At 65.9% G+C, this 24,778-nt stretch carries 23 protein-coding genes and 1 pseudogene; 11 read left to right on the top strand and 13 right to left on the bottom strand.

The annotated features are described in order from the left end of the window. Nucleotides 1-358 precede the first annotated feature (358 nt). Both VB672_RS01130 and VB672_RS01135 read right to left on the bottom strand, forming a co-directional pair. Nucleotides 359-937, bottom strand: a complete 579-nt coding sequence (locus VB672_RS01130) for a UbiX family flavin prenyltransferase (protein WP_329782325.1) — start codon at nt 935-937, stop codon at nt 359-361. Further along, on the bottom strand, nt 934-2,451 hold the full coding sequence (locus VB672_RS01135; RefSeq protein ID WP_329782326.1) for a UbiD family decarboxylase: 1,518 nt from the start codon (nt 2,449-2,451) through the stop codon (nt 934-936). The genes VB672_RS01130 and VB672_RS01135 overlap by 4 nt, the downstream gene beginning before the upstream one ends. Before the next feature lie 112 nt (nt 2,452-2,563). On the opposite strand from VB672_RS01135, the gene ubiT reads away from it, so the two are divergent. From ubiT to VB672_RS01185, 10 genes are all read left to right on the top strand, one after another. Next, nucleotides 2,564-3,127: a ubiquinone anaerobic biosynthesis accessory factor UbiT gene (gene ubiT, locus VB672_RS01140; RefSeq protein WP_329782327.1), complete on the top strand. Its 564-nt coding sequence runs from the start codon at nt 2,564-2,566 to the stop codon at nt 3,125-3,127. After that, a complete protein-coding gene (ubiU, locus tag VB672_RS01145; protein ID WP_329782328.1) occupies nt 3,118-4,095 on the top strand; it encodes a ubiquinone anaerobic biosynthesis protein UbiU in 978 nt (325 codons plus the stop codon). Before ubiT ends, ubiU begins: the two co-directional genes overlap by 10 nt. A gap of 19 nt (nt 4,096-4,114) precedes the next feature. After that, nucleotides 4,115-5,068: a ubiquinone anaerobic biosynthesis protein UbiV gene (ubiV, locus tag VB672_RS01150; protein WP_329782329.1), complete on the top strand. Its 954-nt coding sequence runs from the start codon at nt 4,115-4,117 to the stop codon at nt 5,066-5,068. A gap of 221 nt (nt 5,069-5,289) precedes the next feature. Next, nucleotides 5,290-6,711 carry an NnrS family protein gene (locus tag VB672_RS22580; RefSeq protein ID WP_442931894.1) on the top strand — a complete coding sequence of 474 codons (1,422 nt, stop codon included), beginning with the start codon at nt 5,290-5,292 and terminating at the stop codon, nt 6,709-6,711. Continuing rightward, on the top strand, nt 6,593-7,012 hold the full coding sequence (locus VB672_RS01160) for a hypothetical protein (RefSeq protein ID WP_329782331.1): 420 nt from the start codon (nt 6,593-6,595) through the stop codon (nt 7,010-7,012). The genes VB672_RS22580 and VB672_RS01160 overlap by 119 nt, the downstream gene beginning before the upstream one ends. A 469-nt stretch (nt 7,013-7,481) precedes the next feature. Continuing rightward, nucleotides 7,482-7,940, top strand: a complete 459-nt coding sequence (ccmE, locus tag VB672_RS01165) for a cytochrome c maturation protein CcmE (RefSeq protein ID WP_329782332.1) — start codon at nt 7,482-7,484, stop codon at nt 7,938-7,940. A 102-nt stretch (nt 7,941-8,042) separates the two neighbouring features. Further along, nucleotides 8,043-9,350, top strand: a complete 1,308-nt coding sequence (locus VB672_RS01170) for a TCR/Tet family MFS transporter (protein WP_329782333.1) — start codon at nt 8,043-8,045, stop codon at nt 9,348-9,350. A gap of 81 nt (nt 9,351-9,431) precedes the next feature. Beyond that, nucleotides 9,432-9,668 (top strand): hypothetical protein, encoded by a 237-nt coding sequence (locus VB672_RS01175; RefSeq protein WP_329782334.1) that lies wholly within the window; start codon nt 9,432-9,434, stop codon nt 9,666-9,668. A gap of 62 nt (nt 9,669-9,730) precedes the next feature. Then, nucleotides 9,731-10,894: a cytochrome P450 gene (locus VB672_RS01180; RefSeq protein ID WP_329782562.1), complete on the top strand. Its 1,164-nt coding sequence runs from the start codon at nt 9,731-9,733 to the stop codon at nt 10,892-10,894. 86 nt (nt 10,895-10,980) lie between these two features. Continuing rightward, nucleotides 10,981-11,709, top strand: a complete 729-nt coding sequence (locus VB672_RS01185) for a Crp/Fnr family transcriptional regulator (protein WP_329782335.1) — start codon at nt 10,981-10,983, stop codon at nt 11,707-11,709. Between the two features lie 101 nt (nt 11,710-11,810). Here VB672_RS01185 and VB672_RS01190 read toward each other — a convergent pair. The 10 genes and pseudogenes from VB672_RS01190 to VB672_RS01235 all read right to left on the bottom strand — a co-directional run. Continuing rightward, a pseudogene (locus VB672_RS01190) lies at nt 11,811-12,035 on the bottom strand (c-type cytochrome); the annotation flags it as partial. Between the two features lie 94 nt (nt 12,036-12,129). Then, nucleotides 12,130-12,336 (bottom strand): hypothetical protein, encoded by a 207-nt coding sequence (locus tag VB672_RS01195; RefSeq protein WP_329782336.1) that lies wholly within the window; start codon nt 12,334-12,336, stop codon nt 12,130-12,132. 116 nt (nt 12,337-12,452) lie between these two features. Beyond that, nucleotides 12,453-12,824, bottom strand: a complete 372-nt coding sequence (locus tag VB672_RS01200) for a hypothetical protein (RefSeq protein ID WP_329782337.1) — start codon at nt 12,822-12,824, stop codon at nt 12,453-12,455. Nucleotides 12,825-12,903: 79 nt separating this feature from the next. Further along, nucleotides 12,904-13,902: an FAD:protein FMN transferase gene (locus VB672_RS01205; protein ID WP_329782338.1), complete on the bottom strand. Its 999-nt coding sequence runs from the start codon at nt 13,900-13,902 to the stop codon at nt 12,904-12,906. 9 nt (nt 13,903-13,911) lie between these two features. After that, nucleotides 13,912-14,511: a nitrous oxide reductase accessory protein NosL gene (locus VB672_RS01210; protein ID WP_329782339.1), complete on the bottom strand. Its 600-nt coding sequence runs from the start codon at nt 14,509-14,511 to the stop codon at nt 13,912-13,914. Next, entirely contained in the window at nt 14,508-15,338 is an 831-nt protein-coding gene (locus VB672_RS01215) for an ABC transporter permease (protein ID WP_329782340.1), read from the bottom strand. Before VB672_RS01215 ends, VB672_RS01210 begins: the two co-directional genes overlap by 4 nt. Then, complete coding sequence (locus tag VB672_RS01220; protein WP_329782341.1) at nt 15,335-16,255, bottom strand: ABC transporter ATP-binding protein; 921 nt, start codon at nt 16,253-16,255, stop codon at nt 15,335-15,337. Before VB672_RS01220 ends, VB672_RS01215 begins: the two co-directional genes overlap by 4 nt. After that, nucleotides 16,252-17,646 carry a nitrous oxide reductase family maturation protein NosD gene (locus VB672_RS01225; protein WP_329782342.1) on the bottom strand — a complete coding sequence of 465 codons (1,395 nt, stop codon included), beginning with the start codon at nt 17,644-17,646 and terminating at the stop codon, nt 16,252-16,254. Before VB672_RS01225 ends, VB672_RS01220 begins: the two co-directional genes overlap by 4 nt. A 4-nt stretch (nt 17,647-17,650) precedes the next feature. After that, nucleotides 17,651-19,600 carry a TAT-dependent nitrous-oxide reductase gene (gene nosZ, locus VB672_RS01230; RefSeq protein WP_329782343.1) on the bottom strand — a complete coding sequence of 650 codons (1,950 nt, stop codon included), beginning with the start codon at nt 19,598-19,600 and terminating at the stop codon, nt 17,651-17,653. A 14-nt stretch (nt 19,601-19,614) separates the two neighbouring features. Next, nucleotides 19,615-21,903 carry a 4Fe-4S binding protein gene (locus VB672_RS01235; RefSeq protein WP_442931895.1) on the bottom strand — a complete coding sequence of 763 codons (2,289 nt, stop codon included), beginning with the start codon at nt 21,901-21,903 and terminating at the stop codon, nt 19,615-19,617. Between the two features lie 331 nt (nt 21,904-22,234). Between VB672_RS01235 and VB672_RS01240 the strand changes: the two genes are divergently transcribed. Then, the gene (locus VB672_RS01240) at nt 22,235-23,110 is read left to right on the top strand and encodes a ferritin-like domain-containing protein (protein ID WP_329782344.1); all 876 of its coding nucleotides are present in this window, start codon (nt 22,235-22,237) and stop codon (nt 23,108-23,110) included. Between the two features lie 60 nt (nt 23,111-23,170). Here VB672_RS01240 and VB672_RS01245 read toward each other — a convergent pair whose 3' ends face one another. Further along, the gene (locus VB672_RS01245) at nt 23,171-24,763 is read right to left on the bottom strand and encodes a copper resistance CopC/CopD family protein (protein WP_329782345.1); all 1,593 of its coding nucleotides are present in this window, start codon (nt 24,761-24,763) and stop codon (nt 23,171-23,173) included. Between the last annotated feature and the right edge of the window lie 15 nt (nt 24,764-24,778).

A 24,778-nucleotide genomic window follows, 5' to 3' on the forward strand; every position in this document is an offset into this window, starting at 1 on the left:
CTCGCAGGGATCCCGCCTGCCGCGGGCTGAACATGGCTGCAGGCTGGAAACTCGGGATGAATCCCGGCGTACAGCGTATCGGACGCTTCATCAGGGAGCCTGCAGCCGCAAAAGATCCTGGGTGCATATGTATTTCTCCGGACGACCTGCTGTGTCGTGGAGATCCTCAGTGCAGGTGGTTCAAGAGGCGAGGGTCTTCAGCACATCATGCCTTTCTCGAACGACACCATGCCGATGTCGGGCATGAGTGCCAGTTCATGGCGGGACTATGTGCGAAGGTCGGCCATTGTCGCAGCGCAGGGGCATCCGGTTTAGCGCCGAACCGGGAGAGCTTGAAGGGAATCAATCAGCCAATGATCTATCCCAGCCCGCCCCATGGTTCCGCCAGGGCTGCGATGTCCAGGCCGAGCAGATCGATGGCCCGGCGCGCCGTGTGATCGACGATGTCCATGACCGATTGCGGCCGGCGGTAAAACGCGGGCACCGGAGGCGCGACGATGGCGCCCATCTCGGTCACCGCCGCCATCATGCGGATGTGTCCTAGGTGCAGCGGGGTCTCGCGCGCCAGCAGCACCAGCCGGCGCCTCTCCTTCAAGTGGACATCGGCCGCGCGCACGAGAAGATTGTCAGCCGCGCTCGTCGCGATAGCGGACAGCGTCCGCATCGAGCAGGGAGCCACGATCATTCCCGCGGTGCGGAACGAGCCGCTTGCGATCGTCGCCCCCACGTCTTCGATGGGGTGGTGTTGGAACGCGAGGGACTCGACGTGGCGCAGCGCGTCGGAACCCGCCTCGTGGCCAATCGTGCGTTCCCCGCTCCGAGAAACGACCAGATGGGTTTCGCAGCCGGCCGCGGCGAGGAGTTCGACGATCCTGATCCCGAGCATGGCGCCTGACGCGCCGCTGATGCCGACCACGATGCGGGGCTTAGTCCTCACGCGACGCTCCCAAGCGGGGCTTGGCCGAGCCCGAGCCTGTTCCAGATCGTGTCGACCCGGGCCATGACGGCGGGATCCATCTTGAGCACCTCGCCCCATTCGCGGTCCGTCTCGGCTCCGATCTTGTTCGTGGCATCGATGCCAAGCTTGCCACCCAAGCCGGTTCGGGGCGAGGCGAAGTCCAGATAGTCGATGGGCGTGTCGCTGATCGTGACGAGGTCCCGGGAGGGGTCCGAGCGGGTCGCCACTGCCCACATCACGTCATTCCACGAGCGCACGTCGATGTCCTCGTCGACCAGGATGAGGAGCTTCGTGTAGGTGAACTGGGGCAGGAGCGACCATAGGCCGAGCATCACCCGACGCGCCTGTCCGGCATAGCGCTTCGCGATGGACACGACCGCGATCCGGTAGGAGCAGGCTTCCGGCGGCAGCCAGGCATCCCTGACTTCCGGAAATTGGCGCTTCAGGATTGGAACGAACAGCTCGTTGAGCGCCTCGCCGATGCGGGATGGCTCGTCTGGCGCTCGACCGGTGAAGGTCGATAGATAGATCGGGTTCGACCGCATGGTGATCGCCATCACCCGCATGATGGGAAATTGCTCGACGGCGTTGTAGTAGCCCGTGTGGTCCCCGAACGGCCCTTCGGGTGCTGTCTCGTGCGCGGACACGAATCCCTCGATGACGATCTCTGCCTCGGCTGGCACGACGAGGGGGATGCTGGCGCAGGGCATGAGCCTGGGGCGCCGGCCCCGAAGGAGGCCCGAGAAGCGCAGCTCAGACAGGGTCTCCGGAAGCGGCAGCACGGCCGAGAGGATGGTGGCCGGGTCCGCGCCGATCACAACCGCCACTGGCATGGCCTCGCCGATGCTTTTCCAGCGGTGATGGTGGCGGGCGCCGCCACGGTGCGCGAGCCAGCGCATGATCGCCTGGTCGCGCCCGAGCACCTGCATGCGATATACCCCGACATTGTAGTCGTCCACGCCCGTGCTGTCTGGTGGGCGCGTGATCACAAGCGGCCAGGTGATGAGCGGCGCCGGTTCCCCCGGCCAGCAGATCTGGATCGGGAGTCGGCCCAGGTCGACCGCGCCGCCTGTCACGACGGTCCGCCTTCCCGCACTGGTTTCCCTCGGGCGCATCGAAAGGGCTGCTCGCGCTAGGGGAAGCTTGCTCCAAGCATCCACGAGGGTCTGGGGCGGGCGCGGCTCGCGCAAAGCGGCGAGCGCCTCACCCAGGCCCCGTAATCCATCTGGGTCCACGCCCAGGCCCCAGGCGACGCGCTCCACGGTCCCGAACAGGTTCACCAGGACCGGCATCTCCGCCAGCCGTCCATCCGGCTGGACGGCCTGCTCGAACAGCAGGGCCGGTCCATGATGCCGCAACACCCGCCGATGGATTTCGGTGATCTCATGAGCCACCGAGACCCGCTCCCGAACGCGCACGAGCTGCTCCTTTGCCTCCAGGAAGGCAAGGAAGTCCCGGAGGTCCGAGAAAAAGGGCAGATCACGACACGGCATGGGGATTCTCGACAGGGGAGGCCCTCGTAGCAGCAGGGGAGTGCGACTGTCTTTGCTCCAGCGCAAACATGAGCTTGGCAGTTTCGGGTAAGGCAGTCTCAAGGATGACCACATGACGCCATCGCATAACCCCGCCACAGCCTTTCCACCCTTTGTCTCCACCGCCCTGCGGCCTCTTCCGCTGGGACCGTTGCAGCTGTTCCTATCTGCCGTGCTGCGCCGGATCGTGCGCCAACACCCACGCATGTTCGAGCGCCTCGGATCCTATGCCGGGAAACGCTACGGGCTGGCCCCATCCGATCTGCCGTTCGCCTTCGTCCTCGACACTGTGCCGCGCGCGCCGGGGATCGTGGTCGTGCGTTCGCTACCCGACCAGCTCGATGCCAGGATCTCCGGTCCGCTCCGCGCCCTGGTGGGCATGGCGGACGGCTCCTACGATGGCGATGCGTTATTTTTTTCCCGGACCATCGTGGTCGAGGGCGATATGGAGGCCGTGCTCGCGCTCCGGAATGCCGTCGACGATGCGGGGGTGGACGTGTTGCGCGAGGGGGCCGCCCTGCTCGGCCCGCTGGGTCATTTCGGCGAAGCGCTGCTCCGGCACTGGCGAACCCACAGTGCCGCTATGCGCCGTGGCAGCGCGCAGCCAGGATCAGGGGAGGGTTCGTCATGGAATTAATCTGCCCCGCCGGCACACCGTCCTCGCTGCGCACGGCGGTCGACGCCGGCGCCGATGCGGTCTATTGCGGTTTCCGCAACGAGACCAACGCCCGCAACTTCCCTGGGTTGAACTTCAGTCCACCGGAACTCGCGGAGGGGGTGGCGTATGCGCACCGGCACGGCGCGAAGGTGCTGGTGGCCATCAACACGTTTCCCCGTGCCGGCGCCATCGGCCTGTGGCATCAGGCGGTCGACGACGCGGTCGCGGCGGGCGCTGATGCGCTGATCCTTTGCGATATCGGATTGATGGCCTACACAGTGGAGCGCCATCCCAACACGCGCCTGCATGTCTCCGTGCAGGCGGCGGCCGCCAATGTCGACGCGATCCGCTTCTATGTGGAGCGCTTCAATGCAAAGCGCGTGGTGCTGCCGCGCGTCCTGAGCGTGCCGGAGATCGCCGCAATCACGCGCGGGACCACCTGCGAGGTCGAGGTGTTCGTCTTCGGGGGGCTGTGCGTGATGGCGGAGGGGCGCTGCTCGCTCTCGTCCTATGCCACGGGCCTGTCGCCGAACATGAACGGGGTATGTTCCCCCGCCAGCCACGTGGCCTACGAGGAGATGGAAGGCACGGTCACGTCCCGGCTCGGTGGCTTCACGATCAACAAGTTCGGGGCAGGCGAGCCGGCGGCCTATCCGACGCTGTGCAAGGGACGCTTCAGGACCGAGCTTTCCACCGGCTACATCTTCGAGGATCCTGTCAGCCTTGATGCGGCCACGCTCCTGCCGGGCCTGCGGGACGCGGGTGTCACGGCGCTGAAGATCGAGGGACGGCAGCGCAGCCGCGCCTACATCGAAAACGTGGTGCGGTCCTTCCGCGAGGCCTTGTCCGCCCTTGATGCCGGACGGTCGATCCCAACCGGCGCGCTGCGGCCGATGAGCGAAGGGCAGAGCAACACCCTGGGCGCGTACCGCAAGACCTGGCGCTGACCCGGCAAGGAGAAACACCATGAAGCTGAGACTCGGGCCGGTCCTGTACAACTGGGACCCGGAGGCCTGGCGGGATTTCTATTTCAGGATCGCCGACGAGGCTCCGGTCGACACGGTTTGTGTCGGCGAGGTCGTCTGCTCAAAGCGACTCCCCTTCGTTCAGGACTTGGTGCCGGAAGTGGTGGAACGCCTCACGGCCGCCGGGAAAGCGGTGGTGTTGAGTTCGCTGGCGCTCGTCACCCTGGAAAGGGAGCGCCGTCAGACGGCTTCCCTGATGCGCGACGGGGATCTCCTCGTCGAGGCGAACGACGTGACCGGCCTTGTCCATCTCGCAGGGCGCCCGCACGCGGTCGGCCCCTATGTCAACGTTTACAACGAGGCGACCCTGGCTTGGCTGGCACGCAACGGCGCCCGGCTGGTCTGCCTGCCTCCCGAACTGCCTGCGGCCTCCATCGCGGCGCTGGCGAGCGCGTGCCCCGATGTGGATTTGGAGATTTGGTCGTTCGGGCGTGTGCCGTTGGCCATCTCCGCACGCTGCTATCATGCTCGCCTGCACAAGCTGACCAAGGACAATTGCCAGTTCGTCTGCGGCAAGGATCCGGACGGCTTGGCGGCCGATACCCTGGATGGGCAAGCGTTCCTGTCCGTGAATGGCGTTCAGACGCTCTCGTCGACCTACGCCAATCTGATCGGGAGCCTTGCCGAGCTCGCATCCATGGGCGTCACCTCCTGCCGCCTCTCGCCTCAGACCTGCGACATGGTCGCCGTCGCCAATGCCTTCCGCGGGGTCGCGGACGGGGCGCTCGATCCTGCGGAGGGTCAGCATGCGCTGGCCCGGATCTGCGGCGGCATCTCCTTCTCCAACGGGTTCTTGAGCGGCGACGCAGGTGTTCGGTATCAGGCGGATGCCATTGATCGGATCACCGGCGGTCCGCCAGAGGCGATCCATGGCGCCGGCCTGGTCGGTGGATGAAGTCGCCACGAGGTTTATGGCGCATCGCAGGCAGGCCCTTCAAGCGCGCCGGGGCGTTTTCGAAGCACCTCTTGGGGAAGCGATGCCCGGGCAGGCGTTCCGGTTCGAATCTGGGAGGATAACGCTTGGGACGCGAGCGGAGTGCAGACACCGCAGGCCCCCGTGGCGGCCAAACATTCCGGGCCGCCTTCGTGCTTGCCTGCCTGTCAGCCATCAAGGCGATGGTGTCCGCCACAGGCTACGAAGCCATCCATGCCCGGGAATTGCTCGTCGGCTTCGTCCCGATCCTTCTGATTGGCTTTTTGTCCGTGGCGCTTCCACGCTGGACGAAGCGCACCCTTGAACCTCGCGGAAGTTTGGAGGTCCTGCTCGGCTGCCATATGGTGGCATTTGTCCTGGAGTGCTTCGACCCGCGGGCTGGCCTCCTCCTGCATGCCTTGGCTGCCCTTGTGGCAGCTGCGGTCGTGGCACATCACGTGATAGCCGCAAGGGCCTACAGCGCGGCATACGTGGCCGCGCTGGTTCTGGTCCATTCAACAGCCGGAACCATCGTTGCGGGAGCGACCGCCCCAGACCATGCATGGCTCCGGCTCTGCCTCGCCGCCGTCGTATTGCTTTGCCTTGAGTTGGGCCACAGGATCGCACGGGCGCTCATCGCCGCCGCCAGTGAGCGTCATCGGGTGGCGCCGCTGAAGCCTGAGATGTCCAGCCTTGCGCCGGGTCAGCGCCTGTCTGCTGTCGCCGCACTCGCGCTGTGGTCGCTTGGACTTCCATGCGCGCTTCCAGCGTGCATCGCCGGCTCCCTAGGATTCATCCGGATGTTCCTGCTTCAGCCATGGAGAGTTCATCCCATGGCGGGCATTGCCGCTGTACTCGCAGGGGTGATTTGGCTCAACATTGGCTTCATGGGGCTGGCGATCATGCCAACGACAGGATACCTGATGCCCGACGTGGCCATCATTCACATGTGGTCGGTCGGGGGGCTTGGAACGACCGCCACCGCGGTCATGACGAGCATCACGCGCAAGCGTGACCGGACTTCCTTCCGACCAGCACTCCTGGCGAACTTGGCCTACGCTTCAATTGGTTTCTCCGTAGGCATGCGGCTTCTGGCCTTCGCCATGGTCGAGAGCAGCCAGACGGTTCTGCATGCAGCAAGGCTTGGATGGATATCGGCTTTCTCCTGTTGTCTGGTCTTTGTCGGAATCGGCTCGCGCGGCGGCACGTGGAGAGCAGCGATTGGGCGAGCAGATCGCTTGTGGAAAGCCGCGGCAGGCAGCCCCCATGCGCCGGCTTGCATCCCGGACCGGGACACCTCCGATCAGGCCTGCCTTACGGCCGCTGCCGTATGCCTGAAAGAGCAACCGGACTCATGCGTCGTCTGTGGTTCAATCCTTCCAGACGTGCATGGAGGCTGGACGATCAGCTCCCCGTTTGAAGTCAATACCGGTTGCGAATTTGCGCTGGATCAAAGTCGCTTGGAAAAGGCCTGTCAACATGATCATGCATCATGGAGGCTTCCCCATGGGTTTGATGACGACACTCACACGTTGGCGTTCCAGCAGACAAGCGGGGCAGGAGCTGACCTCCCTCGATGCGGGCGAGCTCGCCGCGCTTGCCCGGGACGTCGGCCTTTCCCTTGATCAATTCATCCGCGTGACGGCGCGCGGCGCCAGGGCCGGGGAGGAGCTGCCACGCCTTCTCGATGCCTCCGGCTTGGTTCCGCAATGGCTGGAGCATACTCGTCCGGACGTCATGCGTGACATGAGCGTCGTCTGCGCCGGTTGCGGGGTCGCCAAGAGCTGCCGGCGCGATCTCGACCGTGGGTGGGCGCACGCGGTGCGGCGTTACTGCCCGAACGTCGAGACGATCACCGCTTTGCTGGCGGAGAGGGGCCGCACCTTCACCCTAGGCGACCGTTGTCGGACGCGGCCGCAGGCTTAGCGTTGCACTGCGAGCCATAGCATCATTCTGTTGGCTTTGGCCTGATCCTGCGGTCCCTTTGTGCGGCTTGCGGAGCGCTGGCTTGCCCTCTTACCCGGAGCCAGGCCAGCGGTTCCAAGGCCGTTGCGGCGCTGCGTCCTCGCAACCCTTCCGATAAGGGAACCCCGTCGCCTCTTGCTGGTCCTCTGCAGACCGTGCGCCTGGTGCTGCCATGGCGTGCGCCGAGGACCCGCGGCGCAGCCTCTGAATCTCATTCCGGCGGCCTTGATGAGTGCCGCGTTCCAACTAGCCACGCACCTCGGACCAGGACTGGCATGACCCACGGTGCAAGGCAGTCTCCGGTGCGACTGAATGCCCGCCCTCCATGGCACCCAGACGGCCATGACCGGGACGAGCTTGCGCTTGGTCAAATCGGGACCGCGGCACCGATGCTACAAGAGGGCGCGACTGCAAGCCCGGAAACAAGAGAATGCCCCGTAAGCAACGACGCCTGACCCTGATCGGAACCGGACTGGCCATGATCGTCCTGGCGCTTGGCCTGGTGTCCTTTGCCATGCGTGACACCATCGTGTTCTTCCACACGCCCAGCGAAGTCCATGCCCGGGGCGTTGCCCCCGGTACGCGTTTCCGCCTCGGCGGCCTTGTGCAGGAGGCGTCGCTCCAACGAGGCGACAACCAGATCATCGCCTTCAGGATCATGGATGCGAACGGGGCGGTGAGCGTGCAATACCGAGGCCTCCTGCCCGACCTCTTCCGCGAAGGCCAAGGCGTCGTGGCCGAAGGCGTGCTCGATCCGGCCGGCGTCTTCAGGGCCGACACGGTGCTGGCCAAGCATGACGAGAATTACATGCCGCGCGAGGTGGCGAATGCGCTCCGCGACCAAGGCCACTGGCAGGGTAGGGAGCCGGCCGCGACTGGATCGCCCTGACAGGGCCGGGAAGGTCATCCCAGACGCAACGAGCTGTCCAGAACCGCCAGCCATGGTGACGGATCGGGGCGCACGATCTGAATCCCTTACCGAGGACATGTCATGAGTTCGCAGCCTATTCAAGTCAGCCGCAACCGCCGCCCAGCCTTGGCTTTCGTGGTGATCACGGTCGCCCTCGACCTGCTGGCCTTCGGCATCATCATCCCGATCCTTCCGCGTCTGGTTCAAGATTTCCTCGGAGGCGAAACCGTCGGCGCCGCGCAGATCTACGGCCTTTTCGGACTGACCTGGGCCGTGGCCCAGTTCGTCGGAGCGCCTGTGCTCGGCGCGCTGTCGGATGCTGTCGGACGCCGCCCCGTCATCCTGCTGTCCAATCTGGCGCTCGGCCTTGATTACCTGCTCATGGCCGCTGCTCCTGGGATCGGCTGGCTCCTGGTCGGTCGCGCCGCCAGCGGTCTGGCGTCATCCAGCTTCACCAGCGCCTTCGCCTACGTTGCCGACATCACGGATGCGGACCGCCGCGCCGCCGGGTTCGGGGTGATCGGCGCGGCCTTTGCCTTCGGGTTCATCGTCGGGCCAGCTCTTGGCGGGCTGCTCGGAGCCATCGACCTGCGCCTCCCGTTCTGGATCGCGGCCGGGCTGTGCTTGGCCAACACCCTGTACGGCATCTTCGTCCTGCCGGAGTCCCTGCCGCAGGAGCGGCGGACCCCGTTCGCCTGGCACAGGGCAAACCCCTTGGCCGCCTTGCGCCTGTTGCGATCGCACCCAGAGGTGTCCCGGGTCTCCGCAGTCCTGTTCCTTTCCAATCTCGCCCACGAGGTGTTCCCGGCCGTGTTCGTGCTGTACGCCGGCCAGCGCTATGGGTGGGACCACGTCACCATCGGCTTCGCCTTGGCAGCCGTCGGGATCGCCTCGGCTGCCGTGCAGGGCGGGCTCGTGCGCCGCATCGTGCCGCGTCTTGGCGAGCGCCCGACTATGGTGACGGGCCTCGTCTGTGGCGGGGTCGGATCGCTCATGTTCGGCCTTGCCCCGAACGGCGCCTGGATCTGGCTCGCCATTCCCGTGGCGGCGCTGTGGGGCCTGTTCGGCCCGGCGGCACAGAGCCTCATGACCCAGAGGATCGCGCCCTCCGAGCAGGGTCGGCTGCAGGGTGCGCTCAACAGCCTGCGGGGGGTGAGCGGCCTAGTCGGCCCGATCCTGTTCACTACAACCTTCGCCGCAGGCGTCTCGTGGTCCGACCCATCCATCGCTTGGGGCGCCCCATTCTTCGTGGCCGCGGCCCTTCTCCTGCTGGCGCTCGTCGCCATTGCGCCCGGCACCTTGGATCGAGGCTTCTCGCACCGGAAGGCGGCTTCGCGTGCGATGCGCCGTATCGCCAGGAGGCCGCAGCTCGTTCGGCATCATCCGTGAACTGGCTTTTTGTTTGCTGTGCCGCAAAGCGGCGGCCCGCGGCGCTGCGATAACAGCACCCTGCTTGTCCGGAGCCCATCGATGACCGTCCTATCCTCTTGGCACCTTCTCCATCGCCTCGGCCATGGTTTGACCATAGCGGCGCTGCTGGCTGGCATGTCCCTGGTGGCCTTCGCCGCCGGCCTCGCCTTCCTGGGTGCTTTGGCCGCGCTTCCCATCGCAGTCGGCTTCAGCGCGGCCCTGCAATGCCTTCGAGGCACCTTCGGGGCTCCGGCAGTAGGTCCCATGTGCCTTGCTCCGCGCCCGACGCGGCCATGATCACTGCCCGGCTCCGCGCGGTGAACAGCGGCGCCCCTTTTCTTTCCTATCAGACGCCTGCCATGAGCAATCAGCCACAGCCAGACTGGAACCCACGGTCCGAAGCCGTGCTCGACGACCAGATCGCCGCCTATGACCGCATGCGCGGGCGATGTCCGGTGGCGTACAGCGACTACCTCCATTGGTCTATCTTCCGTCACGCCGACGTGGTGCGTGTGCTGGCCGACCACGACACCTTCAGCAACGTCGTCTCCCGCCACGTCTCCGTGCCCAACGGCATGGACCCGCCGGAACACACGGCATACCGGGCGCTCGTCGAGCCGTATTTCGCGCCCGAGCGGGTGCTGGCCTTCGAGCCCGAATGCAGGAGCGTCGCCGTCGAGTTGGTGACCCGTCTGCCGTGGGGCGGCGAAGTCGAGCTGATGGGCGAATTCGCCCAGGACTTCGCGCTGCGGATCCAATGCGCCTTCATGGGCTGGCCGCCAGACCTGCGGGAGCCGCTGCGGCGATGGACGCGCCGGAACCGTGACGCGACCCTGACAGGTGATCCGGCCGCCGCCGCCGCTGTCGCGCTGGAGTTCGACGGCTACGTCAGAAGCTTGCTGAATGTGCGCCGGAAGATCGGCGGCGCGGCGCCCGACGATCTCACCACCCGCCTGCTGGGGGAGCGGATTGGGGACAGGAGGCTGACGGACGAAGAGATCGTCAGCATCGTGCGGAACTGGACCGTGGGCGAGCTCGGCACCATCGCTGCCAGCGTTGGCATTCTGGTGCATTACCTCGCGGCGTACCCGGATCTGCAGCAGCGCCTCCGCGAGGACGTCTCACGACTGCCGGTCGCGATCGACGAGATCCTGCGCCTCCATGCTCCTCTGATCGCCAACCGTCGGGTTGTTAGGCGGGCGGTGGAGATCGGCGGCCGCCGACTGGAGGCGGGCGCACGCATCAGCCTGATCTGGGCCTCGGCCAACCGCGACGAGACCGTCTTCGGCGATCCGGATGAGTTCCGGCTTGATCGGGATCCGACACTGAACCTTCTCTACGGCGCCGGGATCCACCTCTGTCCGGGGGCGGCCCTGGCCCGGCTGGAGCTGCGCGTCGTGATGGAGGAGCTCCTGGCCCACACCCGAGGCATCGTGCTGGTCCCCGGGAGACCGCCTGTGCGGGCAGCCTATCCGGCGAGTGGGTTTTCGTCGCTGCCTGTGTGGACCTACCGATGCTCGTGAGCGTACGATCCGGTGACGAACCATCGCCGCCGTTCGGCGATACGCCTGCATCGCCTGGAACTGGCATTGAGCACGGACCCAATCGGATGGCTGAGAGCGCAGCAGCGATAGGCCTGCTTCAAGGCCTTGATCCGAAGGCTGCCGCCGACCTGCTGGAGCAGGCGCAGCGCCGGACGATCGGTGCCGACGAGGAGCTTTTCACCGCTGGTCGCCCCGCCCGCTCGGTGCATGTGCTCGCCTCTGGGGCAGCCAAGCTGATGCAGACCACGCCCAGCGGGGCGCGGATCATCGTCAAATACATCAGGCCCGGTGAGATTTTCGGCAGCCCGGCCCTGCTGGACCGGTTTTATCCCACCGATGCAGTGGCCGTGACCGACTGCGTCGAGCTGCAATGGCCATCGGAGCTCATCAGAACCGTCATCGACCGGCATCCGCGTGTGGCGCTCAATGTTATCGGGGACCTGGAGGCGCGCCTGCGCGAGATGGAGGGCCGGCTGCGCGACCTCTCGAACGAGCCGGTGGAACACCGCTTGGCGCGCGCGATCCTCAAGCTCGTCGACACGTTCGGCCAGCAGACCGGCGAAGGCGTCGAAGTTCCATTCCCGGTCAGCCGCCAGGACCTTGCCGATCTCATCGGCAGCACACTGCCGACGGTGAGCCGGACGCTTCGCGCCTGGGAGACGCAGCGGCAGATCCAGCGCTACCGGCGCCGCTTGGTGATCGCCGATGTGGAGGCCGTGGCCAGGATCCTGTACCAGGAGGCTGCCCCGGTGCCGAAGCCCAGGCGTAGCCATCGTCGGGCGGCGGGGCGATAGCGTGCTTGCCGATGCTCGCGGGTGAGCAGGAGCACCGATCCGCCACTACCCGGTGATGACGCGATTTCCCCTTGCGCCGTGATCTATCGAACTTCACCCCTTCCGAAGTTCTTGTTGGCGGGCGAGTAGTTGTAGCCCTCGACCGTTCCCGGCTTGCGGCCGAAGAGGCCGTTGAGTACGGGGCCAACAGCGTTCTTGGCTGTGGGTCCCACCTGGTGACAGGCGAGGCACTGCGCGAAGACCTTCTCGCCATTGGCGGCATCCTGGGCCTGCGCGAGTGACGAGCCTAAGACCAGGATGAGGGGGATGACGAGAGCAACACGCATGGACGGCTCCTTGCTGGCTTATCGGACGCTGGATCAATGCGAGGAATTCCGGGTCGGCTCCGAAGGTTGCTCCGGCCCGGGAGAGGAACAGGGATCAGTCGGATTTCTTTTTCGGGTCGGTGACCGTGCCTGTCGAGGTCGGCTGCCCGTTCGGTGATGCGCTGGCGGATTGGAGGATCCGTTGGGCCTCCGAGAGCTGGGACTTCATCTCGGGCACGGCCGAGGAGGCGAGCTCGCTGAGCTGGCCCTGCTGCCCCAGCTTCTCCAAGTCGCTGATCGCCTGAGGATAGGATTGCGCCACCCACTGCGCGACATTGACCCCGAACTGCGTCTCGTCGGCGTCGCGGGCCAGGCTGTCGAAGGTGCCGCGCTCCTTGTCCGGGTTTCACACGTCGCTCAGATCCGGGGCAGCCGCGGTCAGGGCCCGGCTGATCCGGCTGTTCGTGAGCACCATCCAGTCGCCGAGGTCGTGCACTGCGCCGCTCGAGTGGCGCTTGGAGGCCAAGTTGCCGTATTGCTGCGCAGTGACCGCGTTGCGGGCGAGGCTCTCTCTGCGGTTGGCTTCAGGTCGGCCGGCAGGGGCGCGGCTGCGTTGATCTGGGGCGCATGGACCGTGCCGCCATGGCTTTCCGGCCGGCCGCCGTCCTTGTGCGGATCAACCATCGGGTTGCTTGTCGGGTTCTGCTCGGCCCGCCAGGGCGTGGTCGAGCGGGGCTGTTCCTGTTGGGCCGCTGCGGGTAGGGCCACGAGCAGGGCGCAGAGGGCGGTTGCCGCGAGGTGTGCCTTCATCGTCAGATCTCCTGCCTTCGGAATGGGAGGTCAATGATCCGTGCCAGGGGCGGTTCCTGTGCCCTTTCCGTGGCTGCACTCATGCATAAAGGGTCAGCCTTTCGCCCGAGGCCGTCACTAGACGGACTTGGCCCGTTCCAATCCGATGAAGCGTGCCTGCGACGTCCGCGGCCGGCATCAGGCTGAAGGCGGTCGACAGAGCATCCGCTGCCGCAGCCGTCGGCATGACGGCTGCGGCGCTCCGGTATAGATGCGCCGAGGTGCCCGTGCGCGGATCGAGCAGGTGGTTGAAGCGACCCTCCGAATCGAAGCGGAAGCCGTATCCCCCGGAGGTGGCTACCGCCTGATCGACCGCTTCCAGCGTGTCGTGGATCTGATCCGGATGATCGGGATCGAAAATGCCGATGCGCCACGGATCGCCCGAGGGGCGGGTGCCCATGGCCCGCGGCTCGCCCATGTCGACCAGGCTGCTTTCGATGCCGCCTTTGCGCAGGATGTCCACGATCCGGTCGGTGACGTAGCCTTGGGCGATGCCGTTCAGGGTTAATCCCATACCCCGCTGGGGCAGGACGATCCGGTTCGCGTCGAATCTCACTTGACCGAAGCCGACCCGCTCCAGGGTATCGCGGATCATGGCTTGCGGAGGCCCCTGCGGTTCCGCATCGCGCTTGGAGAAGTGATCCTGGTACAGAGACCACAGGACCTGCACCGTCGGGTCAAAGGCGCCTCCGGTTATCTCCCAGAAGCGGTGGCATTCGGCGAGCGCCGTGACCAGGTCGGAGGGCGGAGCGACCAGGACACCCTGTCGGTTCAGTGCAACCAGGGCGGAATCCGTGCGGTAAAGGCTGAACACCGTCTCGAGGCGACGAACCTCGGCGAGCGAATGTTCGACCAGACGCTCGGCGACGGCTCGGTCGTGATGATGCACCTGCAGGGTCGCCACCGCGCCCATAGTTTGGCCCTGCCATGCCACGAGGTGAGCTTCGGCCCCTGCCGAATGTCCGAACGGCACGAGGCCGAGGCCCGCCGCGGCGGCAGTGACCCCGATGAAGCGCCTGCGGGAAAGGTGGGGGGACATGGTGGTCTCCTAATGAGCGTGACCGTCCTTCGGCGCGGCGGCGCCGCGATGGCCGTCAGGCTGCCCATACAAACCTGGGTTCTCCCCGACGGCGCCCGTCATCTCTGCGGTGGCGCCCAGGACATAGTCCTTCGGCACGTCCGCGAAGGCGACGACCCGGCCACCGTTCTCGGCCGCGAACTTCTCGGCAGCTCCCTTGTCGGAGAACGGCACCGCCTCGTCACCGCCCATGCCGCCCTTCATGCGGCTGCCGATCACGAACGAGGCCTGCTTGGCGTCGACCCAGTTCGTCGTGCCGGGCTCGGCCCAATTCGACGCCTTGGCCATGTCGGACACATAGATCGCGCGGATGTCCTTCGGCTCCTCCGGCAGCATCGTGAACGAGATTGCGTCTCGGGCCGAGGAGAACCACACGGGCTGCTTGCGGCTCTTTAGGATGATCTGCGCCTTCGGCCCGGGATGCTCCACCACGTTCATGCCGCAGTAATGGCCGATGGCGGAGGCGGTCATCTCCTGTGGCGGCGGCGGGGCTTCGGCCGTCTTCTGGTCGTTGCATCCGGCGAGCGCGAGAGCACACGCGAAAGCGGCGAGGAGGAGGGTCTTTCTCATAGTTCTCTCCTGGAGAAGGCCAGTGCCGCGAGCGCGAGCGGCACGAGGGCCCAGGCGGCGAGTGCAGCGAGGAGGGCGGATGGGCTTAGGGTGGCGTTCTGTGCCACCCCGGCCATGCCGGAGAACGCGCTGATGCCGACGGAGCCCGTCAGGTTGAACAGCCGGTAGGCGTCGGCGGGGTTGAGCAGGAGAAGGGCGTTGAGGAAGCTGCCCGAGAGGATCTGCCCTTGGTCGACCACGAGCAGGCCGAGCAGGGCCATGTCGTAGATCAGCACGAACACGAGCCAGATGCCGATGGCGATGCCGCCCGCCGTGCCGCGTTCCCGCACCAGCGCGCTAACCAGGTAGCCCACGGCGATGAATGCGGCGCCGAGCAAGATCGAGGAGCCAATCATGGTGGCGAAGGCGATCCAACTCTCCGTATCGATCTCCGCACCCGTCGCCGCCAATGCGCCAGCGGCTGCGCCGTAGCCCAGCAGCGTCGCGAAGGCCAGGATGGCCAAGTGCCCGACGAACTTGCCGAGCAGAACCTGCCAGCGCCCAACCGGATAGCTCAGCAGCAGCAGCATGGTGCCTCGCTCCATCTCGCCCACGATGGCGTCGTGCGAGATCAGCAGCGCGATCAGCGGCAGAAGGAAGATGGTGAGGCTGGACAGACTCACGACCACCACGTCCAACGCTCGCACGCCGACTGTGCCGGTGGGGGCGCTGCCGAGGAAGGTGAGCGAGAGGGCGAGGCCCGCAAGCAGCAGGGTCGTCGCAAGGACCCAGCGGTTGCGCAACCCCTCCTGGATCTCCTTGCGCGCGACGATCAGGATGTTTCTCATCGCGTGGCCTCCTGCGAGAGAAGGAAATGGGCGTAGAGCTCATCGAGGGTCGGTGGCACCACGTCGAGGTCCTCCACAGGAGCTCCCTCGTCCGTCGCTCGCCGCAGCACCTCGATCTTACGTTCGGGCGAGGCGTCGATCTCGACCATGTGGCCGTTGATCCGGCGCCAGCCCTCGACCGGACCGAGCCAGTTCGGCACGTTGGCCAGCCCGACATCGGTGACCTTGAGGCGGATGCGGGTCGGCAGGCGGGCAATACGACGGAGTTCGTCAAGCGTGCCGTCCGCGACCTTCACCCCGCGGTTCATGATGATCACGCGTCCGGCGCGCTCCTCCAGTTCGGTCAGGGCGTGCGAAGACAACAGGACCGTGGCCCCGCGCCCGCGCAGCTCCTCGACGATCTCGTAGAAGCTCTGGCGCAGGGCTGGGTCGAGGCCCGTCGTCGGCTCGTCAAGCAGGAGCACCCGCGGTTCGCCGAGCAGCGCCTGGGCGAGCCCAAGGCGCTGGCGCATGCCCTTGGAGTAGGTGCCGACGCGCCGGTTGGCCGCATGGGTGAGGCCGACACGTTCAAGGAGCGGCGGGACGGACTTGTTCGGCTCACGCTTAAGACGCGCGTAGAACGCCAGCGTCTCATGACCTGTCAACGCGGCATTGAACGAGACGCTCTCCGGCAGGTACCCCAGCCGTCGGCGGGCCTCGAACTGCCCTGCAGCCGGGTCGTCGCCCAGCACCGCGATGCTGCCGCTCGTGGGCCGGATCAGGCCCAGCATGAGCTTCATCAGGGTCGTCTTGCCGGCGCCGTTGTGACCGACGAGCGCCACCGTCTCGCCCTCGGGAAGGCTGAACGAGACGTCGCGCACCGCCTCGACCTTGCCGAAGCGCTTGACGACGTTCCTGATCTCGACCGTACCGGTCATGGCCTTGCTCCTTCGGCAAGCTTCGGACGCGCGGGCGGCGCCATGAGAGGCTTGCTGTCGACGACGCCGCCCGGCAGCAGTGCCGGGAACTGCGCCTGCGCCCAGCGGATCACCTGCACGGCCGGGCTGTTCATCAGCACCTTGGCCTGCGGCGCGGTCCAGAGCACCTTGTCGACGAGGTCGTTGGGACGATAGGCGCTGTCGCCTAGCCCGTCGCCGTTGAGGTCGAAAGCCGGATTATCGCTCCAGTAGTTGCCGCGTCCGTCCTTGGACCAGTCGAGATAGCGCGTGCTGACGTACTTCACCTGGTTGCGGTTCCTGATAAAGGCATTGCCGACCATCTCGTTGCGCTCGGATCCTGCGGTGAAGTGGATGCCGATCTCGCAGCCCTCGAACCAGTTGTCGCGGAAGCGGTTCTGGTTGGCATTGTAGATGAACACGCACTTCGTCGGGCCAGGGCGGACATCGGCGCCCTGCACCACCTCGCTCGCATCCGGCGTCGGCAGGTCATGGTCCTTGTCGTCCTTGCCGCGCGATCCCGCGTTGTTCCAACGCTCGGTGGGCTGGAGCCGCCCCAGCACGGTGTTGCCGGTGATCTGGGAGCCGTTGGCGTAGTTGAACAGGAAGCCATGGTCGCGGTCGCCATCCGAAACGTTTCCGCTGATCTTCAGTCGGCTGGAGAACATCATCGCAAAGCCAACCGCGTTGTTGACGGAGACATTGTCGGCGATTTCGCTGTCGTTGGTATACATGTAGTGGATGGCAAAACGCAGGTCGCGGAAGCGGTTGCCCGAGAACACGTTGCGCCTGCTGGTGATCACGAAGATGCCGTCACGGCCGAAGCGGACATCATTGTCGAGCACCTTGGCGCCGCTGGCGTTCCAGACCGAGATGCCATTCCCGGCCTCGTTCAGGCGACCCTCCTTGATCCCGACAATAGTGTTCCTGCGCGCGATGGAGTTCTCCGCCCCGTGCAGGTAGATACCGTACAGGTTGCCCTCGATGCGGTTGTCCTCGACCACGGCGCCCGTCGCCGTTTTCTCGACGAACACCCCTGCATCCATTTTTTCCAGGTCCTTTCCGGAGCCACGGATGGTCAGCCCGCGCACGACAGCCTCCGGGACTGCGACGGTGACGACGCTGCCCCGGCTCGGCCCGATCAGGATCGCGCCAGGCTCGCCCTCGACCGTCACCTTGCGGGTGATCCGGACTGGTCCGTGATGCTCGCCGCGCTTGAGGACGACGATATCGCCGTCCGCGGCCGTGTCGACGACGTCCTGAGCATGCGCGCTTGGGTCGACCGCGATCCGCTCCGCGCGGACGGGCAGGGCGAGACTGGCGGCGAAGGCCGCCCCCAGTCCCATGCGTACCAGTGTACGACGTCTTACCATGGCGTTAGGTCGCCCGCGGCTCGACGAACATGCGGCCCTTCATCTCCATGTGCATCGCATGGCAGAACCAGGTGCAGAAGTACCAGTACACACCGGGCCGGTCGGCTGTGAACGTCACGGATGCCGTGGCCTGGGGCGCTACCTCCATGCTGATGCCGTAGTTGATGAGGCCGAACCCGTGTGTCAGGTCCTCGACCTCGTCGACGTTGGTTACGTAGACCGTGACTTCGTCGCCCTGCTTCACCTGGAAGCTCTCCAGGCCGTACGCCGGCGCGGCGGAGGTCATGTAGACACGCACTTTGTTGCCGTCGCGGATTACCTTCGAGTCGACCTCCAAGGTGACTCCATCGGCCTTGGCCTGCTGCACCGCGTCGGCGAAGAACGGGTCGTCGCGCTTCCACGTGTGCAGCGGGTTGATCTTGGAGCGGTGGACGAGGGTCGCGTCATGCGGCTCGGCGAAGCTCGGGCTGTCGTGCACGAGCACCATGCGGTCGCCGGAGATGTCGATGAGCTGGTCGTTCTCGGGCTTCAAGGGGCCGACGTTGAGGTAGCGGTCCTTCGAGAACTTGTTCAGTGACAGCAGCCACTTGCCATCGGCCTCCTTGGTCTGGCCCATGGAGGTATGGTTGTGGCCCGGCTGGTAGTGCACATCGAGCTTCTGGATGACCGGGTTGACCTTCTCGCCCTTGAACGCCCGCTTGGCCAGGTCGATGTTCCACTTGCACACCTGGCTATCGAGGAACAGGGTGGTGTAGGCGTTGCCCTTGCCGTCATAGGCGGTGTGCAACGGCCCGAGGCCCAGTTCCGGCTCGGCCACGACGACGTCGCGCGGCTGGATCTTGTCGTCGAATAGGTCGTCGAGCTTGCGCGCGTCGAAGACCGTCACCGTCGGCGAGAGCTTGCCGTTGGCGACGAAGTGGATGCCGTCCGGCGCGGTGTTGATGCCGTGCGGGCTGTTCGCTACCGGGATGTAGCGCGTGTACGGCGACCCCTTACGGCCGTCGAGAACGGGCACGCCGCCGATCATCTCGGCCTTGCCGGCCTTCACCGCCTCCTCGATGCGCTTGAGGTTGAAGACCACGACCCAGTCCTGCTCCTTGGCCATCATCTCGGCAAGCGTCACGCCTTCCTCCGAGTTGTAGCAGGTCGCCCAGGAGTACTTGCCCTGGTAGTCCGCGTCGGTGTTGTCGAGGTTGCCGTCGACCCTGATCTGCCAGGCGACCTTCATCGTGTCGCCGTCGACCGCCGTGTAGATCGAGGAGTACTGCTTCGGATCGTCGAGCACCTTGCCGTCGTTCGGAATCGGAACCCGATCCTCGCCGTTGCAGAACACGTAGCCCGTGCGCGGATACTTCTGCACGCGCAGGCCGTGCACCGTGTGCTGGTTAGGGAGCTGAAGGATCTTGTCGCACTTCATCACATCGAGCCGGATGCGCGCGACGCGGGTGTTCAGCTTGTCGTTCACGAAGAGATAGCGCCCGTCATAGGTGCCGTCAGTGAAGGACGGGTGCGGATGGTGGAGGTCGCCGGCGGTGTAGATCCCGCCCTTGTCCTTCAGGAACTCGCGGCTTTCGGGCGTCAGGCCCTCGGTGAGGATCTTGCGGCTCTCGTTGGTCTGGCCCCAGCCGGTCGCGCTGTCGCGGTTGAACACGGGAATGCGCATCAGCTCGCGCATGGACGGGCAACCGACGATGCGGACCTCGCCGGTCTGGCCACTGGAAAAGAACACGTAGTACTCGTCGAGTTCGCCGGGCTTGACCTCGTACTTGTTGGCGACAGCGGGTCGCGCCGCCGGAGCGGCAGGGGCCGTCTGGGCTTCAGCGGGCGTGATGATGCCGGCATCCTTCAGGGACACACCACCGGCGACGCCTGCCGCTCCGGCGGCAGCCGCGGCGGCCGTCGTTCCGAGTAACTGGCGCCGGCTGAGACCGTTCTTATTTTCTTCCTGTGACACGTGAGCCTCCTTGCTCATGAAGCGGTTGTCGGAACATCCGCCGTGGTCGGCGCGTCCGTTGGTGTGCCGACCACCTTTCCCTTGTGGGTGATGATCGGTTTAGCAGGCCCCGTGCCGCCGTCTTTGATCTGGCGCATGGACGGGGACGAAAGGGCCTCGCGCTTTTCGCGCTTGAGGCGCACCTGGATCATGTGCGGGCAGCGCTGGTCGTCGTGGTAGAGCTCCTGGCAATGCATGCAGTAGATGCACTCATTGACGTTGATGAAGCCCTCGGGATGGATCGACTGCACCGGGCATTCCTTGGCGCAGCGCTGGCAGGGCGAGCCGCATTCCGGCCAGCGCTTGAGCCACTCGAACATGCGGATCTTGCCGGGTATGGCGAGCGCCGCGCCGAGCGGGCAGAGATAGCGGCAGAAGAAGCGCTCGATGAACAGGCCGACCGAGAGCAGCGTCAGGGCGTAGATGACGAAGGGCCAGTCGCGAACGAACTTCAGGATGATCGCGGTCTTGAACGGCTCGACCTCGGCGAAGACCTCGGCCAGGGCAACGGAGTAGAACGAGAGACCGAACAGGCCCAGGAAGATGACGTATTTGATCGGCCAGAGGCGTTCGTGCAGGCCCCACGGGACGGTGATCTGCGGCACCTTGAGCCACTGGGCGATGTTGTTGGTCAGCTCCTGCAATGCGCCGAACGGGCAGAGCCAGCCGCAGAAGGGACCGCGGCCCCAGAACAGCAGCGCCGCCGCAACCGCCGCCCACAGGATGAAGATCAGCGGGGCGGCGAGGAAGAACTCCCAGTTGAAATCCGTGATGAGGGAGTTCGTGAAGGTGAGGACGTTGACGACCGAGAGCTGCGCGTTGGCGTACCAGCCGAGCCAGATCAGCGTAAACGTCAGGTAGGCGCGCCGCACCCAGACATAGACCTTGGGTCGGCGGACCAAGGCATCCTGGAAGAAGAAGATGGCGGTGAGGACTAGGAGCGCCACCGCCGCGATGCCGATGGAGATGATGTTTGTCTTCCAGATCTTGAGCCAGAGCGGCTCCTCGATTGCCCCGGCCGCGAGCGCGTCCGCGTCGTTGAGAGACGGCTCCGCGGGTGCGGCAGGCGCAAGGGCCTGCGCCTGGCCTTGGGCCTGCTGTGGCGGTTGAGCTGGCGCAGGGGGCTGCTCAATGCGTAGGTAATGGTCAGGCAGCGTGTATTCGATGTCGTAGGTGAGGAAGGCCCTGTCCCGGGCACCTACGTTGCGCTGGACGAGCAACTGCACCTGCCACGATTCCGTGAGATCAAGCTTGAAGTCCTCGGGCACCACGAACAGGGCGATCTCGCGCAGGGCCGGCGCGCCCTCGGCCGCGAGATCGCCGAGGCGGGTGTGGTTGCGGTCGCGGAAGCGGATGCCCTGTCCGCCCTGCAGCAGCTCGATGCGGTCGAAGATGCCGCCACGGACATAGCCGGACCCCTTGAAGGAATAGGCCCCGTCGCCGGCCACTACGATGGCCTGCTGGTCGGGCTTCAGCCGTGCCCTGAGTTGCTCGTAAGCCCTCTCGCCGAGCAGGTTGCGCCCGATAGTGGGCACGCTCACGGGCGCGAGGAACAGGTCGATGAACGTGTCTGCGGGATCAGCCGTCTCCGCGTTGCCCGCCGCCTCCTGGTTGCCAGCCTTGGCATAGGCCTCGTTGACCTCGCCGACGGACAGCGACAGGCGCCGGACCGATCCGTCTCCGAGGAGGGTCTGCCAATCGCGGACCTCGCTCTTGGTCAGGTCGAGGGTCTTCACGGCGGGGGGAGCCGCGGCCGCAGGAGCGCCTGGGGCGGCGCCGAGGCGGCCGCTGCGGATGAGCCGCACGGCCGAGCGCACGACGCTGTCGCCCATCACGAGGACCGTCACGGTCGCGCCGCTGACGATGTCGACCTGAGGCGGGCGCTCAGCCCCCGTCGCGACCAGCTTCATGTCCTTGCCGACGAGCGTGTTCACCGCATTGACAATGCGCCGTTCGGGGATGCCGATGAGGACGATGGGTTCCTTGTGGTCGACCAGCTTGATCCCGGTGACGACGCCGTTCGGATCGATGCCGACCAGGAGGTTGATCGGCTTGCCGGAGTAGCCCACCGCGCCGGTGAAATCGGAGTTCAGGTAGACGTAGCCGAGCAGGCGGTCACCTTGGTAGGCGGGGACGAGCGGCGGATCGCCCTGGACTGGCCCGAACCGGTCGGCTCCTGGGAAGAACTCCGCGGGCTGCGCCTTGGGGAGGAACTCCTGAACGCGCCCAGCCGCCATGCCGGGACCCGTCCAGAGGAGGAGCATCATCGCCCCGAGCAGCGCCGCAATCCGAAGAAGCTGGAGGCCAACATTCGAAAGAGATCGCGTGTGATCGGGCGAGAGCGCTTTTGCCAACAGGGGACCGTCCAGAGTTGCGTCTGTGCTTCTGAACAGAAAAACGCTGACGGCCCTCAACCCAATTGGTTCCGATGGAAGGTCGCGATCTTTCCGGGGCCGTTGAAATCAATCTCACGAGGCCCAGAACCATCATGCTGCCGGGTATTCGGACGAACATTGATCTGCATCAAACTGTCCGAAGAGAAGATGCGCTTTCAGTCTTTCATGCCGATGTCCTGCATGGTGCGGAGAGTACCCTATGTCGCTTCTGAAATCCGAGCTGGCCGATCCTGTAAAGTCCCTGGAGGAACTATTCGCCATCGCCGCCGCGATGGAGCAGGAGGCGGCGACCCGCTATGCCGAGATCGCCGCGCGCATGCGGCAGGAAGGCAATCCCGCGCTGGCCGAGGTTTTTGAGCATCTGTCGGCAGATGAGCAAGGCCATCTCGACAGCGTCATGGACTGGTCGCAGAGAACCAGAGGTCAAGCTCCGAATCCCGCCCGCATTCGTTGGACGCTGCCAGAGACCTTCAACGACGAAGGTGCGGCAACGACCGATCCTAAACTGGTGAGCGCCTACCGGGCCCTCTCCATGGCGGTGCGCAACGAGGAGCGCGCCTTTGCCTTCTGGAGCTATGTCGCCGCCCATGCGGAAACGCCCGAGATCCGAGCCGCGGCCGAGGCCATGGCCCATGAGGAACTGGGACATGTGGCGACGTTGCGGCGCGAGCGCCGTCAAGCGTTCCACGCTGAGCGCAGGCATTTGGAAGCGTCCGGTGATGAAAAGCAACCAAATCTCGCGGCCCTGGAAGGGCGGCTGGCCGCGTTGCTTGAACCACTGGCGGCCGAGGTCCCGCCATACGAGCGTGCACGTCTCACGGAGTTCGCCGCGGAGGCGAGGCGGCACGCCAAGGAGCTTGAGCAATCTCCTATCCCTGTCGGGAGGGGCGCGCCTGTACCTGGTTTCCCGGATGATCCGGTCGCACTGGCGGAGCTTCTGGCCGACCGCTACCTCGCTGCGGGAGACGCTTCGCACGATGAAGCGACGCTGGAGCGGATCCAAGGCTTGGCCGGGCGAGCCATCGGCCGTCTGGCTTGGCTGAGGGCCGATCTGCCGGAGCTGCGGGAGGCCTGATGCGGAGCTACGTCCCGAAGGAGCTTCCCTGCGCCGGAGGAGGCCGCAGGGCCAAGCGTCTCACGGCCGCAGCGTGATGTCTCCTTCAAGGTCAGCCTTCTCGAAGTCATTGACAAGGATCCCGATCTTGACCTGCCAAGTCCCCGCCACTGGCAGAACCAAGCCGTCGACCTCCCAGGCGTTTCGGCCACCCTTCCGGGCCTGTCGTTCAAGAGGTTCGATGCCGGCGTCGGGCTTGACCACGATGAGCGTCACCTCCTTGGGATTCACCGGCTCGGATCCGCCGGAGGCGACCATGATCCGGGCCCGGGTGGCTCCGACGGAGCCCGGCGACAGTGTAACCTGCGCCATGAGGTTCGGCGTGTGCAGATGGACGCTGGCCGGGGCAGCGGCAGCGGCGGAGAGCGACCGGGGCGGCGGGGTGAAGCGCCACACGCCGACCAGCGCCAGAATGGCTGTAGCCAGCACGAGTTCGGCTGCGACGGACCGGATGAGCCATTTGCCGCCAGATCCGTCGAGGCGTGCCAGGCCCAGGGTCAGCCAACGTCGATTCACCGCGGCGAGGCCGAGGAGGCCTGCGACGAGTGCCGTCTTGATAAGCAGGATCCGGCCGTAGCTGGTTCCGATCAGGTTCGTGGGCGTCTCCACCTGGACCGCCGCCAGGATGAGGCCAGCCACGGTCAAAGCCGCAACGGCTGCCAGGGCGCCGGTCGAGAACCGGCGGACAACCGGGAAAGCCTGGGCAGGCGCTTGGCGGATCACGAACACCAGCGGAAAGAGCGCCCCAATCCAATACGCGACCCCCACGGCATGCAGGAACACCGCGGGCCGGGTGATCCACTGCGGCTGTGCCGAGCTGGCATGGCCGCTCAGCGCCAAGGACAATCCGACGCCGGCCAGGGCGACGAGGCTGCCACAACGGTTCTGCCATGCCACTGGCGCGCGCAGGCTGAGCCATGTGAAGAACAGGGCCGCACATGCGGCGGCTACGGTGGGACCGAACGAGGTCCGCCACCCGGTGGCCCATGTATGGGGGTCTTCAAGCGCCGCGAGGGAGGTCCCGAGTGCATCGACACCCTGGAGCCCTAGAGAAAGCACCGCCGCGATGGCGCCCAGCCCAAGAACGGCGGTCAGCGCCCACCTGATCTTGCCCAGCGGAAAGCCCGGGGCGACCCAGGCCAGGAAAAACGACCCTCCGGCCCCCACGAACAGGCTCAGGTAGAGGCTGATCCGCGCCAACCAAAGCAAGGGTTGGACTGGCGCCTCCCCCGACGCGGCTGGGCGAGTCCCGGGCTCGGATGAGGTGCCTATTGAGAAGATCAGGGAGCCGCTGATCGGATGTCCGTCTCCGGACGTCACACGATAGCTGAGGATCTGGCTGCCCTGCGGCAGATCCGGGGGCACGGCGATGGCCAGGGTCGCGTCGTGGGCGGTCACCGTCAGGTGCCGGTGCGTTCGCCCCTTCGCATCGGTCAGGCTGACGACCAAGAGCGACACAGGCTCATTGAAGCGCAGGTGCACCGTTGACGGCGCCTGACGGAGCACCGCGCCATCCATTGGGGCGGACTCGACCAGCGCCGCATGCGCAAGGGCGCCGCTGCTGCCGCACAGAGCGGCAAGAGTCAGCCAGAGGAGTGTGAGGACGAGGCGCATCGCAGATTGGCGGGA

Origin of the sequence: Microvirga sp. CF3016 (assembly GCF_036314085.1) — a bacterium.
Lineage (GTDB): Bacteria > Pseudomonadota > Alphaproteobacteria > Rhizobiales > Beijerinckiaceae > Microvirga.

Excerpts from the sequence above, each read along its gene's own strand:
- VB672_RS01215 (WP_329782340.1), bottom strand. The coding sequence starts at position 15,338 with ATGAGAAACATCCTGATCGTCGCGCGCAAGGAGATCCAGGAGGGGTTG.
- VB672_RS01225 (WP_329782342.1), bottom strand. The coding sequence starts at position 17,646 with ATGGTAAGACGTCGTACACTGGTACGCATGGGACTGGGGGCGGCCTTC.
- ubiV (WP_329782329.1), top strand. The coding sequence starts at position 4,115 with ATGAAGCTGAGACTCGGGCCGGTCCTGTACAACTGGGACCCGGAGGCC.
- ubiT (WP_329782327.1), top strand. The coding sequence starts at position 2,564 with ATGACGCCATCGCATAACCCCGCCACAGCCTTTCCACCCTTTGTCTCC.
- VB672_RS01205 (WP_329782338.1), bottom strand. The coding sequence starts at position 13,902 with ATGTCCCCCCACCTTTCCCGCAGGCGCTTCATCGGGGTCACTGCCGCC.
- VB672_RS01220 (WP_329782341.1), bottom strand. The coding sequence starts at position 16,255 with ATGACCGGTACGGTCGAGATCAGGAACGTCGTCAAGCGCTTCGGCAAG.
- VB672_RS01175 (WP_329782334.1), top strand. The coding sequence starts at position 9,432 with ATGACCGTCCTATCCTCTTGGCACCTTCTCCATCGCCTCGGCCATGGT.
- VB672_RS01245 (WP_329782345.1), bottom strand. The coding sequence starts at position 24,763 with ATGCGCCTCGTCCTCACACTCCTCTGGCTGACTCTTGCCGCTCTGTGC.
- VB672_RS01160 (WP_329782331.1), top strand. The coding sequence starts at position 6,593 with ATGGGTTTGATGACGACACTCACACGTTGGCGTTCCAGCAGACAAGCG.
- VB672_RS01185 (WP_329782335.1), top strand. The coding sequence starts at position 10,981 with ATGGCTGAGAGCGCAGCAGCGATAGGCCTGCTTCAAGGCCTTGATCCG.
- ccmE (WP_329782332.1), top strand. The coding sequence starts at position 7,482 with ATGCCCCGTAAGCAACGACGCCTGACCCTGATCGGAACCGGACTGGCC.
- VB672_RS22580 (WP_442931894.1), top strand. The coding sequence starts at position 5,290 with ATGGTGTCCGCCACAGGCTACGAAGCCATCCATGCCCGGGAATTGCTC.
- VB672_RS01235 (WP_442931895.1), bottom strand. The coding sequence starts at position 21,903 with ATGCTCCTCCTCTGGACGGGTCCCGGCATGGCGGCTGGGCGCGTTCAG.
- VB672_RS01180 (WP_329782562.1), top strand. The coding sequence starts at position 9,731 with ATGAGCAATCAGCCACAGCCAGACTGGAACCCACGGTCCGAAGCCGTG.
- VB672_RS01200 (WP_329782337.1), bottom strand. The coding sequence starts at position 12,824 with ATGAAGGCACACCTCGCGGCAACCGCCCTCTGCGCCCTGCTCGTGGCC.
- ubiU (WP_329782328.1), top strand. The coding sequence starts at position 3,118 with ATGGAATTAATCTGCCCCGCCGGCACACCGTCCTCGCTGCGCACGGCG.
- VB672_RS01210 (WP_329782339.1), bottom strand. The coding sequence starts at position 14,511 with ATGAGAAAGACCCTCCTCCTCGCCGCTTTCGCGTGTGCTCTCGCGCTC.
- VB672_RS01240 (WP_329782344.1), top strand. The coding sequence starts at position 22,235 with ATGTCGCTTCTGAAATCCGAGCTGGCCGATCCTGTAAAGTCCCTGGAG.
- VB672_RS01170 (WP_329782333.1), top strand. The coding sequence starts at position 8,043 with ATGAGTTCGCAGCCTATTCAAGTCAGCCGCAACCGCCGCCCAGCCTTG.
- VB672_RS01135 (WP_329782326.1), bottom strand. The coding sequence starts at position 2,451 with ATGCCGTGTCGTGATCTGCCCTTTTTCTCGGACCTCCGGGACTTCCTT.